The organism is Acidiphilium sp. 34-64-41, assembly GCF_002282635.1.
GTDB lineage: Bacteria > Pseudomonadota > Alphaproteobacteria > Acetobacterales > Acetobacteraceae > Acidiphilium > Acidiphilium rubrum.
Genome location: NZ_NCJX01000053.1, coordinates 1 through 16,207 on the forward strand (window position 1 = coordinate 1; position 16,207 = coordinate 16,207).

Here is a 16,207-nt window from a genome sequence, read left to right on the forward strand (position 1 = left end):
GGGCGGCGCCGAGGCGCCAACCTATGCCCAGCTTTATTCGGGAGCATGGGTCCACCCCACATGTAGTGGGTGTCTGACTTAACCGGATAGGCACGGATAGATCGACGCGACGAGCGCCATACATGCCAGATAAGGGATCGCCACTTTCATGCACTCCAATCGACTGTGCCGCACGTTGTCGCATCTGCGCGATTTGATCAATCGCAGGCAGTTTCATGCTGTCGAAGCGCTAACGCCATCGGGTGAGGCGGGATTTACACTGCTCGAGATCATGGTGGTGATTGTCATAATCGGGTTGTTGATCGGCATTGTGGCACCGGCGGTCCTGCATCAGTTGGGTCGGGCGCGGGTGTCGATTGCGGGGCAGTCGATCGAGCGGTTGGGCTCGGTGCTCGATATGTACAAGCTCGATACCGGTTCGTACCCGACGACGGAACAGGGGCTGGAGGCGCTGGTGGCGCAGCCGGCGGGGGTCGAGACTTGGAACGGTCCTTATGTGAAGGCGGGGAAACTGCCGGTTGATCCGTGGAACCATCCGTATATCTATCGCGATCCGTCGGACCGGGCAGGCATGCCCTATGATTTGTGCTCGCGCGGGCCGAACGCGGCGGCGAGCGGGGCGCCGCATTTGATTTGCAACAAGTAAGGCGCGTGCTGCGATTTTGGCGAACGCCCGGCGGCGGCATCGTTCAAACCGTTGCGTGACCTTATGGTGACATTTGGAATGCAGCGGCGCGCACCCCGCGTGTGACCTGTCTTGGCTGAGGGTTCTTGGGTTCGAGGTTTTAACGATCGCGTCCGCGATCCGCTCGATCGGGCGTCATCGTTTGTGATCGTTGGCGGGTTGGCATTGGGACATCGCCGGCGGCCGGTTGTGGCGGGCCGGCGGCGGATCGGGGTGAGCCGGGCTGATGATGGCAGTTTCCCGCGCATTCATGGAATTGCGAGTCGGAATTTTTTACAGTCATAATACTGTAATTTGATTTATTGAGCGAATTCAACGTTGTAAAAAACGGCACAGGACTTGCTTTGTAGCAATATGTTACGCAAGTATCGTTTATTTGCTGACATGGAACAATCTTTTGGATCAGGGACACAAACTCATGACGATCATTCGACGAATCGGCATCGCGCTGGCCACACTCGCTGTGGCGGGCGTTGCGACGGCTTCAGCGGGAACCTATGACTTCAGTTATCAGGGCGGTTTCGGGAACAACATCATTACAGGCAGTTTCACGACGGCTCTGAAGCCTGTGAGGAATTCGGGCGGCGGTTATCGGCTGACCGGCATTTCCGGCAGTTTCGATAACAGCGCGATTACATCTCTGGTTAAGATCAACAAGTTTCAGGGCAACGACAATCTGTTTTTTGCCAATTTTGCGAATGGTGCCGACAATTATAGTCCGTTCGATGCCTTTGGCATTTCGTTCAAGGATGCCGCGAACCAGTTCGTCAATCTGTACAGCGACGCGGGTGTGATATTCGGGGCGCGCACCTGTTCGATTGACAGCGGAACCTGCACCCTTTCGTCCGGCACGCTCACCGTTACGCCGGCCGCCTTGCCGGTGCCTGAGCCTGGTAGCCTGCTGCTGCTTGGCACTGCCCTGGTCGGGCTCGGCGTGATCGCGCGGCGCCGCGCGGCCTGAACCGCCTTACCGGCCGGCAGATTATTCTGCCGGCCGGGTTTCACGCAGGATCAGAACGTGATCGACAGGGTGCCGTAGATGCTCATCGGCGCGCCGGGATAGGCATTGATGTAGTTCGAGGCGTATTGCGGTGCGATGCCGTTGAGGCCGGCGGTGCCGAAATAGCCGCCTGACGAGATATATTCATAGCTGTTGTAGTGCCGGTTGAGAATGTTCAGCGCGGTGAGCGTAAAGGCGATCCGGCGGGCGCGCAGCGAGGCGACGGGCAGCGGCATGGTCAGTTTCAGGCTGGCATTGAACGTCTGATAGCCCGGCATCGAGCGGTAGTCCGGCGCGGTGGTGATGCCGTTATAGATGTGTTCGGGGCCGATATACTGGACCCAGCCGCGCGGCGCGATCGTGGCGTTGCCGATGGCGGCGATGTAGTCGGCCCCGACGCTGATCGTGCGGGCGGGCACGTAGGAGACCGGAAAGCCATTGTAGGACGCTGGCGGGCCGCCGTTTTCGACGATGTAGTTCTGGTAATAGGCGCTTTGCAGGCTGGCGTTCGCGAACAGGTGCAGATTGTAGAGCGGATTCGCATCGGCATACAGGTTCACGCCGCGATATTGCGAGGTGCCGCTGATGCCGACCTCGCTCGCGTTGTTCAGCGTGATCGGGATGGTCTGGCTGCCGTAGCGCAGATGATAGAGCCCGACGCCGGCACGCAGGCTGCCGAGCGGGCCGGCGTGGCTGATATCGAGCTTGATGCCGGCCTGGGTGTACTGGCCGCGCTCGAGCCGGTAGTCGGCCCCGGCGATTTGCTGGAACAGGCCGCCGCCGCCGCCGACTTCGGGTGATTTCAGGGCTTGCGCATAGCTTGCGTACAGCGCGAGCCAGGGGACCGGGCGATAATTGGCGGCGAGCGAGGGTTCGACGCCGCTGCGGATTTCGGCCTGGGCCGGCAAGACGTCCTGCGCGGTGAAATTGCCCGCCGCCCCCGGTGCGAACAGGAAGCCCGAAGCGATATCCTGATGAAATGCCAGGCGGTAGCGCGAGAACCGCAGGCCGGGCGTGATGGTGAGGCCGGGCAGCGGTTGCAGATCGTCCTGGATGAAGGCCGCCTGGTTATCGAGGGTGAAGGCACCATCGCGCGCGGTGCCGCCGGGGTTGATGACGTCGGGGCTGCCGCCATCCGCGGGGTTATAGAAATTGGCTTTGTTGTTGTAGTAGCTGTGCAGCGCGTAGGCGCCAAAGGTCAGCGTGTTCCAGCCGAAATCATGGGTGAACCAGAGCTTGTCGCCGATCGTGTTGGTGTGGGGTTGCAGCAGGCGATCCTGCGTGGGTCCCTGGGTCCAGTTATCGGTGATGCGCGAGTGGGTGCGCTTGATGTGCATGTACCAGGCCTGGTTATGCAGGGTGGTGCCGCCGCCGAGATCGAGCGTCTGCTTGGCGTAGAGCAGGACCATCGCGTTGGCATCGTTCTTGTCGTAGGTCGCGAACGGTGGCGAGCCGTAGAAGCCCGATGTCGCCTGGCTGTAGAGCGGGCCGGGGTTGGGCTGGCCCTGCGCGTTCAGGCCGTTGATGGTGATGGCGGGATTGGCCGATTGCGGAATATAGGTCGGCCGGAATGCCTGGCTGCGCACGTCGTAGGCGCCGAAACTGAGCGCGCCGTTGGTGAAATCGTGCCGCGTCTTGAGAAAGATCGCGTCGTCGCTGTCCGGATTGTTGAAGCCGTTGCCTTGGCGATAGGAATTGCCGTTGCCGAAGCCGCCGGCGAGGATGCTCGACCAGCCATCGTACAGGCCGGTGCGGGCATCGAAGGTGACGGATTTCTGGTTGAAACTGCCGTAGGTCATGGCGATGTCGCCGCCGGGTTTGGCGGTCGGCTGCAACGGGTTGAAGCCGACCGTGCCGGCGAGACTGTCGTACCAGCGCTGATCGGGGTTGCCTGGGCCATAGGCCACGCTGGTCGAGCCGATCATCGCGAGGAAGGGGATGGTCGGTGCCTGCCACAGGCCGGTGACGGGATCGGCGATCGGGATGCCATCGAAGGTTACGCCCACCGCGCCATCCTGGGCGTTGCCGTTCAGGCCGGACCAGCCCTGGTTGACCCCGTTGATGGTGATGATGCTCTTGCCCGCACCGCTGGTGGAGTAGGAATTGATCGCGACGCCGGGGGCATAGGTGAGCGCCTGGGCGGCACCGCCGACCGGGCCGGCGGCGTTGAGCAGCGCGCGGTCGAGCACGCGGATCGCCTGGCCGGATTTGAAATTTTTGGTGCGCGCCGCGGCTTCGGCCGTGGTTTCGCCAGATGCGGCCGAGACGGTGCCGGCATTGACGGGGACGGCCTGCGCGATGGCGCGGGCCGAGGTTGAAACGAGCAATAGTGCGGCAAATCCGGGGTGCAGGCGCATGGTCGTCCTCGACAGTTGGGGCCGAAAAAATACGCCAGCATGCGGCTGCATGCTGGCGTTCCTGTCAAATATAGGCCTCTGAAATGTCCTGGTTCAGGTTGAAGGGTTGGTGGAGGGCAGCGGGTTGAAGTCGCTTGGGATGTTGTTTTTGATCCCTTTGGCGATATCGGTCGGTACGATGCCATCGGCATCGCAGCCAAGCCCGTTGTCCTGCGGCAGGTGCATGATAGTTTTGGTCGGGATGATCGCGTAGCTCGGCGGCAGCGGGGCGATCTGGCCCTTCAGACGGTGCGGATCGAAGGCGGACATCAGGTCGCCGACATCGGGCGTCAGCGCATCGCCCGGGCCGATGTTCGGCTGGCCGAACTCCTGCTGGCCCAGTTTGCGGCCCTTGAGTTCATCCGGCAGCAGGGCGAGCGGTGTGAGACCGAACACCTCGTCGACGAATTTCACCACCGAGGATTGGCTGCCCATTTCATGCGAAATCGCATGGACGCGGGCATAGGGCGAGATGACCAGCAACGGCACGCGGGGGCCTTCGTCGAACACCACGTGATCCGGACCATCGGCCACGATCGGCGGCGGCACGTGGTCGTAATCGCCTTCGGAATCATCCCAGGTGATGATGATCGCGGACTGTTTCCAATAGGGGCTTTTCGCGATCGCATTGACGGTCTTGGCGACCATCGCCTCGCTGATCTGGGCATCGGAATAGCCAGGATGATCATCATCGCCCACGAAGTTGGCCTGCGCCTTGGCGTTGGGGTTGTCGACCTTGAGGCCCATGATGTTCTGATAGCCGCCCTTGACATAGAACACCCCGCCCTTGCTGGGCAGGCCGCCGGTGCTGATCGCGGTATATAGATCGTTCAGCCCGTGCAGATTGTTCCGCTCGGCCGGATTATTCGAAACATAGCCGAAATACTGCGGACCGTTGTGATGGGTGATGTAGGAGGCATGAACGCCGTTGGCATCGACCGGATTGGCCGGGTCGGTCGGTTCGTGGTCGTAGCCTTCCTCGTACCAGCCCCAGTTGACCGGTTTTTGGCCGTGGGCTGCGAGGTAGCCGATGTCCTGCTGCACGTCGGCGAGGTCGGTGCCGGGGGCATCGTCCTGATCGGTGAAGGTTTTGACGTCGCGGCCCGCGGTGGTCAGCGCCAAGGTCGCGTAGGTCTGGTTGATCTGCACGCCGTAATTGGCGCCGTTCGGGCCGGAAAAATCGCCGGGGTTGACCGGCATCGCGCCGCTGGTGCTGGCCGCCGGATCGAGCGGTGAGCCCCAGAAGGGGTCATCATCGTCCATGACCGGTTCGCCCGAGGCCGCTTCGCTGATGACACCGCCGGCCTTGTTGGTCACCGATGGCGCGTTGCCCGCGTAAGGCGTGCCGTTCGGCGAGACGAAGGCTTCGGAAGGATGCAGCGCCCATTGGGTCAGGCCGGTCTGGGCCGCGAAGATCGACAGATTGCCTGGCGTGGAGGGGCCGGTGATGTTCTGGAATACATGATCGAACAGCACGAAGCGCGACGCGTATTGCCAGAGGAACGGGATGGTGTCGCAATCCTCATGCGCCATGGCGAGTTCGCCATATTGCTCGGCCTTGAGCGAGGGATTGCCGGTCGGCGAGTATTTCAGCTCTTCGGTGATCGCGAATTTATCCATCCGCGGCTTGCCGTTGACCACGTCTTCCTTGGCCACGATGCGGGCGTGCGAGTGGTCGATATCATCGGTGTCCCAGGCGTATTACTTCGGCCCGATGCGGAACGGCGCGATCGTGGTGTGCTGGCCGGTCGGGGTGATGAGTTCCTGGTAGAAGCCGGGGGTCTTCGACGCCGGTTTCGAATAGATGCCGTCGGCACCAGGGAACGTGCCGAAATAGGAATCGAACGAACGGTTTTCCTGGTAGATCACGAAGACATATTTGATCTTCTTTTTGACCAGCTGGATCATCTGCGCGTCTGACAGGTTCAGATGCGGCTGCTTGGCCATCATCGATTTAACGACGCCGGTCGCATCGGGCTGAGCAACCACCATGGCGGAAACCGGCGTCGCGGCGGCGAGAATGGGTTGGCTGGTGATGCTCAGCGCGCAAAGCGCCGAGCATGCCATCAGGATGGCACGTCTCATGGTTGTCTCCGGGTTGTTTATGATACCCGGATAATCACATTTTAACCGCTTGTGCATGATAGTTCCATGTCATTTGCAGCGCCGGCGCGCGGAGGGCTCGTGATGATTTTTTAACGCTACATCGGACGTCATTGGTCGCAGGCGTGCGGGCGCCAGCGCAGGATGCGGTAGGGCGTCTCGATATTCGACGGGCTCAGCCGGACCACGGCGCAGCGTGCCGCGCGCGCGCGGCCGGGGCCTGATGCGACCGCGGCGATCTCGACGATCGGCGGCCCTTCCACCGCACCGCCCGGCAGGTCGATCTTGCCGGCGAGGCGGAGTGCGGCCAGCACCACCGGGTCGGCCGCGGCGGCGACCGGCAGCGGTGGCGCGAATCGCGAGAGATGCGGCGCGATCGCGGTGAACAGCGCCGGCGTCATGCCCATTACCCCGGCGAGATCGCCGATCGCGGCAAAGCCCTCGCCATTGGGGCCACCCGCATGGCCTGCCGCGCGATAGGCGGCATCGAGCGCCGCTTGCGCGGTGGGGGATGCGGCGGGGCTGCGCCACGCGACGATCGCGTCCGCGATGCTCTGCGCCTGCGCCGGTGCGGCACCCACCACGCGCAGCAGGGCTGCCAGCAGCACAGGCGGCGCCACGTTCGGGTTGATCCGCCCGGCGATGCTGTGCGCCGCGAGGCGGATTGTGCTGGCGCCGATTCGCGTGGTGGTGAGCGCCTCGCCATCCGAGAGTGCCACGATGGCGCGGGCAATGCCGCCATCCGCCGCGGCATCGGCCATGGCCGCGCCACGCAGATTGCCCGCGATCGTCAACTGCATCCGCGCCGCGCCGAGAAACTGGGTGATCAGAAACCCCAGCAGCACCAGCACGAACAGCACGATCAGCAGAGCAAAGCCCCGATCCCGTTCCTGGGCCGATCCGGACCGGCTCAATGCAGGCCGAGCCTCGCCCGTAGCCTCGCGTTGGGGTCGGACGAGCCGTCCGCGGGCAGCACGTTCAGCTCGGCCGGCACCGCCGCGGGGCCGGGCAGTTCCTGGCGCAGGTCTGCGGTCAATGACGCGGCATCGGTCTGGTTGTGCACGACGTGCGGGGTGATCAGCACCAGCAATTCCTCACGGGTACGGGTGTTGTTCTGGCTGGCGAACAGCGCACCGAGCACCGGTACGTCCTTGAGGAACGGCACACCGGAATTCTCCCGCTGATCATTGTCGCTGATCAGCCCGGCGAGGCCGATGGTCTGGCCGTCATGTACCACCACGCTCGAGGAGACCGAGCGCTCGGAGAAGGTGGGCGAGTTGATCCCCTGCGTCGTCACGGTCGGCGCGACGCCGCTGACCTGTTGGGAGATTGTGAGCGCCACGAGCCCGTCGTTGGAAATGCGCGGCGTGATTTGCAGGATCACGCCGGTTTCCTGATAGTTGATCGAGTTGATTACCGGCGCGCCGGTGGTGATGGTGCTCTGCGAGGTCTGCGACAGATAGGGCACCAGATTGCCGACCAGCAGATTGGCGGTGCGGTCGTTCTGTACCATCAACTGCGGCGAGGACAGGATTCTGACCTTGGTGACCGATTGCAGCGCCGAGATCGCGAGTGGTGCGGCATCCGCGCCATAGCCCGACAGCACGAAGCCGGGGAAATTCTGCACCAGGCTCGATGTCGTGCCCTGGCTGAGCACGCCGTTGATGCCGCCCGATTTGAAAAAGAACTGGGTGCCGTATTGCAGCGCGCCAGTCAGATCGACCTCGGCAATGGTGGCGTCGATCTCGACTTCGAGCGGTTCGATGTCGATCTTGCGCAGCATGGCGTGGATCGTCGCATCGGTCGCCTCGGTCGCGTAGACCAGCACGGCGTTCTGCTGCGATGCTGCGATGATGCGCGTGCCATCGCCGGTCGCGCCGTTGCCGGCACCCCCAAGCGAACCGCCGCTCAGCGGCCCGAGCAGGGGATTGTCGGAGGCTGGCGTCGGTGCCGCCGGCGCGCTGCCCAGGCCACCACCGGGACTGCTGCCCGCATTCGCGCCGCCCGCACCGCCGACGCTGATGCCGCCCGCCGTGGTGCCCAGCGGCGAGGTGGCGCCGCCGGTCGCGGTGGCATTGGCCCCCGGCATGCCGGACAGGGTCTGCGCGGTGATGCCGGGCGCGGTCTGGCCCTCGTTGCCGCTCGATTGCGCCGTCACGTCGTTCGGGGTGAAGGCTTCCTGCAACACATGCGCGACCGCCTCGGCGCTGCTGTTGTGCAAATAATAGACGTGCCAGACGCGCCGCGTCGCCGCGTCCTGGTGCGAGAGCACGGTGTAGACCCGGTTGGCCTGGACGATCTGGGCGAGGCTGGGCGCGATCACCATGACCGCGCCGATCCGCTCGAGCGGCACCACCTGGATCGATCCGGTATTTTTGCCGGCGTGCAGGGCGGCGGTGAAGGCGGTGGCGAAATCCTTCGCGCCGCCGCCGCCGGCGGGAAACAGGATGTAGGATTGGCCGGCCAGCGCATCGACATCGAACGCCGAAATCAGCTGGATCAGCGTGTCGCGCGTCTGGGGATCGCCATCGACGATCAGGGCGTTGCGCCCTGGTGCGGCGACGACCCGGCCGCCCTTGCCGACATAGGGTTGCAGCACGGCGGCCAGATGCGCGGCATCGACATAACGCAAGGGCACCACCGTCGCCCCGGCCAGTGCATCGCTCCCGGCCATCGCCGGCCCGGCGGCCGCCACCGGGATCACGCGATAGATGCCGTGGCTTTCGACCAGTTCGGCCTGGTTCTGCCCGAGCAGGGTCTGCAACGTCGGGATCAGATCGGCCATTGGCAGCGGATAAGCGGTATGCAGCGTCGCTTTGCCGTGCACCGCCGGGTCGATCGTGTACGTCACGTGCAGGATGCTGCCGAGGATCTGCGCGACCACGGCGCGGATGTCGGTATCGGCGAAATCGAGCGAGACCGCGCCGCCCGCCACCCCCGGCGGCGGCGTGCCGGCGCCCGGCAGCGGGGTCTGCGAACCGTAGCTCGCGGTGACGGCGCCGGGGCGGGCGGCGACAATCGCACCACTTTGAGGCGGGATCGCGGGCGGTGCCAGCTTGGTTGTCTCGAGCAGGGGTGACGCCTGCGCCATGATGGGCGCATCGGGGGGTTGCGGTTTCGGCGTGCAGCCGGCCAGCATCGCGGCGGGCAGCAGCAGCGTGGTCAACAGGCGGGTTCGGCGGGGCGGCGTCAGGTGGGGCGGCGTTGGGCGCATCTATTGTCTTCCGGGCGTTTGGATCAGGGGCAGACCGTGCGGCCGCAGCGGTGGGTCTGGCTGGGCGGACGGCGGCGGCGCATCGGGCGTGCCGGCGAAATGCGGGGTCAGCACCAGCCGCACGCCCGGTGCCGTCAGCGTCACCGCGGTCGCGGCGATCGTGCTGACCCGATAGGCGCCGATGCGGCCGCCCTGCTTGACCAACCGGGTCGGCCCGGCCGCCGGGGTGAAAATCGCAAGGCGCAGCGACGGGCCGATCAGAATTCCGGACAGGCGCGGCAAGGTGCTGTCGCCCCGTGCCGCGACGGCGACCGGCCGGCGATCCGGCCGGAACAGGGGCCGCGCCAGGATCGTGGTGATCGCGCCGGTGGCATCACCGCCCGGCGGCGGTGCCGGGTGCGGCGGCAGGAGCGCGATCGGCCGGTGCGGCGGCGGCGGCGGTTGCGCGCTGATTTCGGCAATGCAGACCGAGGCGAGCGCTGCGGCCAGCACGATCAGCGCGGCGCGGCGCAACGTGATCATCGGCGTTGCGCGGCGCGGAACGCCGAGATGGTGAAGCTGGCGCGGATCGGCAGATCGCGCCCCGGATCGGGCAGGCCGGTCGCGTGCAGCGACAGATCATCGACCAGCATGCGCGGCGCGGCCGCCCCGATCGCGCCCAGCAGCGCGATCAGCCGGGGATAGTCGGTGGTCAGGCTGATCCGCAGCGGAATCCGGCGGACATCGCCGGTTTTCACGGTGGTGAGAATCTCGGCGGAATCGAGCGTGATACCCTGCCGCAAGGCCAGCGCCTGCACGTCGCCCTGCAGCGCCGCACCCGCCACCGCATCCGAGCCGCCGGTCAGCAGGGCGGTGGTCGCGATGTCACCCCGGCGCAACGCGATAATCCGGCGCTGCAAGGCCGGCAGGGCTGCGATCAGGGCGCGTTCGTGGGCGATCATCAGGCGGCGCTCGGCGATCCTTTGCGCGCGCGCGTCGTACCATGACAGGCCGGGTGCGATCAGGCCGAACCACACCACCAGCAGACCGGCCAGCGTCAGACCGAGCGCTGCCGCCTGGCCGGCGCGGCCGGTCGGCAGATCGAGCCTGCCACCATCGATCAGCCTAGCGCGGGCCATGCTGGCGGACTTTCACCTTGATCGAGAAAATATCGGCGCGTTCGTTGAGCGCGCGGGTGACCGGTGCGGCGAAGGCGGGATCGGCGAAGCGGTGATCGGCCGACAGCGCGGCGACCAGACCGGCTGCGTTCGGCGACTCGCCATCGAGCGTCGCGACGCCGTGGCGGAACGAAACATCGGTCAGGAAACTGCGATCGGGCAGCGCCGTGGTGATCGCGGCGAGCGCCGCCAGCGCATCGCCTTCACGCGCCTGTTCGCGCGCGAGCGTCGCGGCGCCATCGCTCGCGGCGACCAGCCGAGCGCGCAGCGCTTCGGCCTCGTGCAGGGGCTGCGCGAGCGCGCTGCGCTGGGCCGCGAGGGCGGCAAGGTCGATCTGCTGGCGCGCCAGCGGAATGATCAGACACGCCAGCGCCAGCAGCCCGCACATGGCGGCCAACACCCGATCGAGCCGCCGCGCGGGCGGTGCGGCGTGGTCGAGCGTCAGGCTCGCCATGCCATCGCTTGCGGGAGCTTCGATGCGGGTGGCATGCAGCCCGGCGGCGGCCAGCGCATCGAGCAGCGGGGCAACGCTGTGGCGCGGCAGGACCGCGAGGCGCAGCGCCAGCAGCCCGGAAGCGCGGTCGCGCCGCAGGATTTCGGTGTCGAACCAGATTTCCGCGGCGTCGAACGGCGTCAGCCGATCCATCTCGAAGGCCACCGCCGTCGCCAGATGCCGTTCCGCCGCCAGCGGTAGCGTGATCGTGGTGGTCAGGATCAGCCGGGCCGGCGCGGTGAGCACCAGCGTCGCCGCACGGCGCAGCGCGGGTGACAGGGTGGGCAGCGCGCCGAGCGTGCCGAGATCGCGCAACCCGCCGCGTGCGCGCAACGCCACCACCGCCCGCTCGGGTGCGGCGGGATCGGCGGTGACGACCAGGCCAGGGCCGCCGCCGGCCATCATGGCGCGCACGGGCGCGGGCAGCAGCGATCCAATCATCGCGCCATACCAGCGGAACAATTCCATGGCGCCCTAGTGACGTGCTGACAGGGTTTTGAAAAATGAAGCTTTCATGTCAGTGCGCGGTGGCGAGCGCCGGAGCGGCGATCAGATCGGGCCACGGCGCCTGCGCGGGCCGATGATGAGGGCCGATGCCGACGAGGCGCAGCCGGATCAGGCGGGGCAGGCCGCCGGCCGGGCCGCGCGTCTGCCACACCGGTGCGCCGAACACCGTGCGCGGCCACCAATAGCCGACGTCGAGCCGCCGCACGCCGCGGGCGAGGCGCTCGACCTGCGGCGTTGCTGCCGGGCGCAGTGCCACACCGGCGCGATGCGGCGACCAGGTCAGGACCAGATCGTGCTGCCGATCGACCGCGATCGTCGCATCGATCCATCGGTCATGACCTGCAACCGCGTCCGGCAGCTTCGTGATCAGGTGCAGCGCATGGGCGCTGCCCGCCGCCTGCCCCGGCCGCGCCTGGGTGATCAGCCGGCGCAATGCCCGATCGACCGCGACCTGCCGCCCCGCCTGGGCGAGCACGGCGGATTGCCGCGCATAGGTGCCCAGCCCGAAACCGATCCCCTGGGCCAGACCGACCAGCAACAGGCCGAGGACGACCAGTGCCACCATCATTTCGAGCAGGGTGAAGCCGGCCTCGCGCCTCATTGCGCCGGCACCGCGACCAGGCTGGTCAGCGTCACGGCGCGGCCGGCGGTACCCCAGCGTTCGGTCACGCTGATCCGGACCGCGACCATCGCGGCACCATGCGGGGCGGCCAGGCGGGTCGCGGTTTCGCGGTAAAAAAACCCCGCACCGTCCGGCCCGGTATGCACGTAGCGATGCGCCGGGGCCATCACGCGCAAGGCGGCGAGGCGCGACTGCGCGCGGTCGAGCGCCGCGGTTTCCTGGCGCGATACCGCAACCGAGGCCGCGCCGTCGAACGCGGCACGATACAGCACCGCCAGCGCCAGCGCCGCGATGACGAAGGCGATCAGCGTTTCCAGCAGCAGGAAGCCGCTATCGTCCGGGGTCTGGCGCATCGATTTTGATCCGCCCGGTCAGCCAGTCGATCGCGATGACCCGCACGCCGGCCGGACCGGCGAGGGTGATGCGCCCGCCGCTGGCGCTGCCATCGGGTGTGAACATCACCGTGCCGAGCGAGCCTTCGCGCGCGGCAAATCCAGTGACGCCGCGAAATATGATGTGGGTGCCGGCGGGTACCGTGCCGGTGCGCGCGCCTTCCCGCCAGACGCCGCTGGCCGGATCGAGCCGGAACACCGTCGTGCGATCCTGCGCGATGGCGCGCGCCGCGGCGTCCTGCAGGCTCTGGCGGATATCGCGCGCCGCCGCCGCCTGGGCGAGGCGCGGGCTGCGCATCGGCCCGTTGCTCGCCACCATGCCGAGCACCAGGCCGAGGATCACGACCACCACGATCACTTCGAGCAGGGTGAACCCGGCATCGGGCTCAGCGGGCAAGCTGGTCGAGCCCCAGCATCGCGAGCAGCAGCGAGGACACGATGAACCCGATTGCCGCACCCATCGCCACCGTGATCGCCGGCACCAGCAGTGCGACGAGTTTTTCGACGCCGAGTCTGGTGCGTTCCTCGTGGATTGCCGCGGCCCGCAGCGCCATCGGGCCGAGTTGGCCGGTTTCCTCGCCGAGCCGCAGCAGATGGATCGCGCGGATCGGCAGCAGGCCCGCGCTCTCCAGCCCGCGCGCGAGGCCGGCGCCGCGCCGCGCGGCCTCGGTGGCACCGGCGATCGCGGCGGCGGCGGCGCGATTGCCGATCACCTCCTGCACGATCGCCAGCGCCGGCACCAGGGCGACGCCGTTGGTCAGCAGCACGCCGAGCGTGCGGGTCAGCCGTGCCGCCACCGCCTCACGCAGCAAGGCGCCGGCGACCGGCAGGCGCAGCAACATCCCATCGACCGACAGGCGCGGCCCGGGCCGGTGCAGCAAGGCGCGCAAACCCAATCCGCCCAGGATCGCGAGCACCAGCGCATAGGGCCAGCCGACCGCACAGCCATGCCCGAGGGCCAGCAGCAGCCGGGTCGACCCCGGCAGTTTCACGCCGTTTTCCGCGAAAATCGGCACGAATTCCGGCAGCACATCGGTCAGCAGGAACCCGATCGCCCCGATCGCCGCGATCAGCAGCAGCGCCGGATAGGTCAGCGATGCCATGATCGAGGCGCGCAACGAGCGGGATTTTTCGAGCAGTTCTGCCAGGTTTTCCAGCGTGCCGGCCAGCGAGCCGGATTCCTCGCCCGCGCGCACCAGGCCGATATACAGGCGCGGAAAACTCGCCGCCTCCGCGCTCAGCGCCTGCGCGAGGGAGGCACCATCGCGCACCTGATCGCGCAGATGCTCGATGATCCGGCGCATCCGCGCGCGCGACGCGATCTCGCCGGCGAAGCGCAGGGATCGTTCCAGATCGAGCCCGGCTTGCAGCATCGAGGCCAGTTCGCGCGTGAAATCGGCCCGCTCGCTCGCCGACAGGCGCGAACCGCCGATCTCGGTGGCCAGCAAGGCGCGCAGGTCGAACCGGCCGGGCCGATCCGGGCCGAGCAGGATCAGGCCGCGCTGCTTGAGCGTTGCGATGGCATCGGGTTCGGATGCGGCTTCGATCGTGGTGCGGGATTCGGCACCGGTGCGGTCGAGGGTGCGGTAGGTGAAGGTCAGCATGGCAGGAAGACGTTCTTTTTTGGAAAAAAGAACCAAAAAACTTTCGTTAATTCCGGGCATGGGGGTTGGCGCGGGCGCCGCCGAGGGATCGGGCTTGGGGATCGTTTGGCGCTGGGTTTCAAAAGGATGCGCTTTCTGCCATCGATGTTTCGCCGGCGACGACGGCGTCGACCGCGGCCAGCGCCAGGCTCCGCATGCCCGCCGCGCCGGCGATCGCCGCCTCGCTCGCGCCATCGGCCAGCAGCGTGCCGATCGTGGCATCCGGCACCAGGAACTCGGCGATCGCCCGCCGGCCACGATACCCGGTGCCGCGGCAGGCGGCGCAGCCGACGGGATGAAAGATCGTGGCACCGTCATCGATCGAAAAGCGCCGGGCGAACCCCGGATCGATCCGCGCCGGGCGCTTGCACGCATCGCACAACCGCCGGATCAGGCGCTGCGCCAGCACGCCGCGCAGCACCGAGGCGATCAGATAGGGCTCGAGCCCCATGTCGCGCAGCCGCGTCACCGTCGCTGCCGCCGAATTGGTGTGCAGGGTCGAGAGCACCAGATGCCCGGTGAGGGCCGCGCGCGCCGCGATCTGCGCGGTTTCCAGATCGCGGATTTCACCGACCATGATCACGTCCGGGTCCTGGCGCAGCAAGGCGCGCAGCAGTTGCGCGAAATCGAGCCCGATCTGCGGCTTGACCTGGCTCTGATTGACCCCGCGCAGCTGATACTCGATCGGGTCTTCGATCGTGGTGATGTTGCGCGCCACGCCATCGAGCGAGGCGAGGGCGGTATACAGTGTCGTCGTCTTGCCGCTGCCGGTCGGGCCGGTCACCAGCACGATGCCGTTGCGCGCGGCCAGCGCCGTGCGGAATTGCGCGGTGATGCCAGGATCGAGCCCGAGTGCGGCAAAATCGAACCGCACCGCGCCGCGGTCCAGCACGCGGACCGAAATGGTCTCGCCATGCAGCGACGGAATCGAGGAGACGCGGAAATCGACCTCATGGCCGCGCACCGCGAGCTTGATCCGCCCATCCTGCGGCAGGCGGCGTTCTGCGATGTCGAGCCGGGCCATGATCTTGATGCGCGACATGATCGCCGGCGCCATCGCGGCGGGTTGGGTCTCGGCCTCGACCAGCGCGCCGTCGTAGCGATAGCGGATGCGCAGGCGGTCTTCCTCCGGCTCGATATGGATGTCGGACGCCTGGGTCTCGACCGCGCGGGCGATGAGCTGATTGACCAGGCGGATCACCGGCGCTTCGCTCGCCAGATCCTTCAGCCGTTCCGCATCCGCCTCGTTCGGTTCCTCGGGCTCGGCGGTCGCGGCGGCCAGCTCGGTATCGGGGTAGAGGCGGGCGAGCGCCGCATCGAGATCGATCGGCACCGCGATCGCGATGCGGATCGCAAGACCGGTTGCCGCCGCGATCGCATCGCGCACGAAATCGCGTTCGGGATCGACCATCGCGAGATGCAGCACCCCCGCCTCGAGCGCGATCGGCAGGGCGCGCGCATCCCGCAGGAAGCGCGGGCGGAGCCGCTCGGGCAGGACCGGTGCGGCCGGGTAATCGGCGGGGTCGAGCAGGCGCAGGGAGAGCATGGTCGCATAGGCCAGCGCCAGGCTGCGCTCGCCGATCAGGCCGAGCTGGACCAGGGCCGCCGCGCGACTCTGGTCAGATTCGGCAACGATGGTATCGGCGCGCGCCAATCCGGTCGCATCGATCTGGCCGGTCGCGAGCAGATAGGCTGCGAGGTCCGGCGGGTCGGGTTGGGCGGTATGATCGAGCACTCGGTTTCTCGTGGTGGTGGCGGCGTGGGTTATGCGCTGCCTTTGCCCCAACCGGAGCCGGCCGATTATGACAAATCAGGGAAATCTGCTGCGCACCGCCGGAGGCAATCCGGCATGCAACTGTCATTAAAATGACCGCAATCGATCACACACAGGTGAGTGAACCGTGCCTATCCGGTTAAGTCAGACACCCACTACATGTGGGGTGGACCCATGCTCCCGAATAAAGCTGGGCATAGGTTGGCGCCTCGGCGCCGCCC

13 protein-coding genes and 1 pseudogene are annotated in these 16,207 nt (G+C 66.7%); 2 read left to right on the forward strand and 12 right to left on the reverse strand.

Annotation, left to right across the window (positions count from 1 at the left end; all coding sequences use genetic code 11):
* The first annotated feature begins 148 nt into the window (after positions 1-148).
* Entirely contained in the window at positions 149-646 is a 498-nt protein-coding gene (gene gspG, locus B7X49_RS11605; protein ID WP_286703105.1) for a type II secretion system major pseudopilin GspG, read from the forward strand.
* A gap of 415 nt (positions 647-1,061) precedes the next feature.
* The gene (locus tag B7X49_RS11610; RefSeq protein WP_286703106.1) at positions 1,062-1,646 is read left to right on the forward strand and encodes a PEP-CTERM sorting domain-containing protein; all 585 of its coding nucleotides are present in this window, start codon (positions 1,062-1,064) and stop codon (positions 1,644-1,646) included.
* A 50-nt stretch (positions 1,647-1,696) separates the two neighbouring features.
* Here the strand turns inward: B7X49_RS11610 and B7X49_RS11615 are convergent, their stop codons facing one another.
* The 12 genes and pseudogenes from B7X49_RS11615 to B7X49_RS11670 form a co-directional block, all read right to left on the reverse strand.
* Positions 1,697-4,093: a TonB-dependent receptor gene (locus B7X49_RS11615; RefSeq protein WP_286703107.1), complete on the reverse strand. Its 2,397-nt coding sequence runs from the start codon at positions 4,091-4,093 to the stop codon at positions 1,697-1,699.
* Positions 4,094-4,135: 42 nt separating this feature from the next.
* A pseudogene (locus tag B7X49_RS11620) lies at positions 4,136-6,223 on the reverse strand (phospholipase C).
* A gap of 71 nt (positions 6,224-6,294) precedes the next feature.
* Positions 6,295-7,098 (reverse strand): type II secretion system protein GspK, encoded by an 804-nt coding sequence (locus B7X49_RS11625; protein WP_286703108.1) that lies wholly within the window; start codon positions 7,096-7,098, stop codon positions 6,295-6,297.
* Complete coding sequence (gene gspD, locus B7X49_RS11630; protein WP_286703109.1) at positions 7,095-9,398, reverse strand: type II secretion system secretin GspD; 2,304 nt, start codon at positions 9,396-9,398, stop codon at positions 7,095-7,097. The genes B7X49_RS11625 and gspD overlap by 4 nt, the downstream gene beginning before the upstream one ends.
* Positions 9,399-9,920: a hypothetical protein gene (locus B7X49_RS11635; protein WP_029312888.1), complete on the reverse strand. Its 522-nt coding sequence runs from the start codon at positions 9,918-9,920 to the stop codon at positions 9,399-9,401.
* Positions 9,917-10,516, reverse strand: a complete 600-nt coding sequence (gene gspM / locus B7X49_RS11640; RefSeq protein WP_286703110.1) for a type II secretion system protein GspM — start codon at positions 10,514-10,516, stop codon at positions 9,917-9,919. The genes B7X49_RS11635 and gspM overlap by 4 nt, the downstream gene beginning before the upstream one ends.
* Positions 10,503-11,516 carry a PilN domain-containing protein gene (locus B7X49_RS11645; protein ID WP_286703111.1) on the reverse strand — a complete coding sequence of 338 codons (1,014 nt, stop codon included), beginning with the start codon at positions 11,514-11,516 and terminating at the stop codon, positions 10,503-10,505. Before B7X49_RS11645 ends, gspM begins: the two co-directional genes overlap by 14 nt.
* A gap of 49 nt (positions 11,517-11,565) precedes the next feature.
* Complete coding sequence (locus B7X49_RS11650) at positions 11,566-12,156, reverse strand: prepilin-type N-terminal cleavage/methylation domain-containing protein (RefSeq protein ID WP_286703112.1); 591 nt, start codon at positions 12,154-12,156, stop codon at positions 11,566-11,568.
* The gene (locus B7X49_RS11655; protein WP_286703113.1) at positions 12,153-12,530 is read right to left on the reverse strand and encodes a hypothetical protein; all 378 of its coding nucleotides are present in this window, start codon (positions 12,528-12,530) and stop codon (positions 12,153-12,155) included. The genes B7X49_RS11650 and B7X49_RS11655 overlap by 4 nt, the downstream gene beginning before the upstream one ends.
* The gene (locus B7X49_RS11660) at positions 12,508-12,966 is read right to left on the reverse strand and encodes a GspH/FimT family pseudopilin (RefSeq protein WP_286703114.1); all 459 of its coding nucleotides are present in this window, start codon (positions 12,964-12,966) and stop codon (positions 12,508-12,510) included. Before B7X49_RS11660 ends, B7X49_RS11655 begins: the two co-directional genes overlap by 23 nt.
* Positions 12,956-14,173 carry a type II secretion system F family protein gene (locus B7X49_RS11665; RefSeq protein WP_286703115.1) on the reverse strand — a complete coding sequence of 406 codons (1,218 nt, stop codon included), beginning with the start codon at positions 14,171-14,173 and terminating at the stop codon, positions 12,956-12,958. Before B7X49_RS11665 ends, B7X49_RS11660 begins: the two co-directional genes overlap by 11 nt.
* A gap of 118 nt (positions 14,174-14,291) precedes the next feature.
* Complete coding sequence (locus B7X49_RS11670; RefSeq protein ID WP_286703116.1) at positions 14,292-15,947, reverse strand: GspE/PulE family protein; 1,656 nt, start codon at positions 15,945-15,947, stop codon at positions 14,292-14,294.
* Between the last annotated feature and the right edge of the window lie 260 nt (positions 15,948-16,207).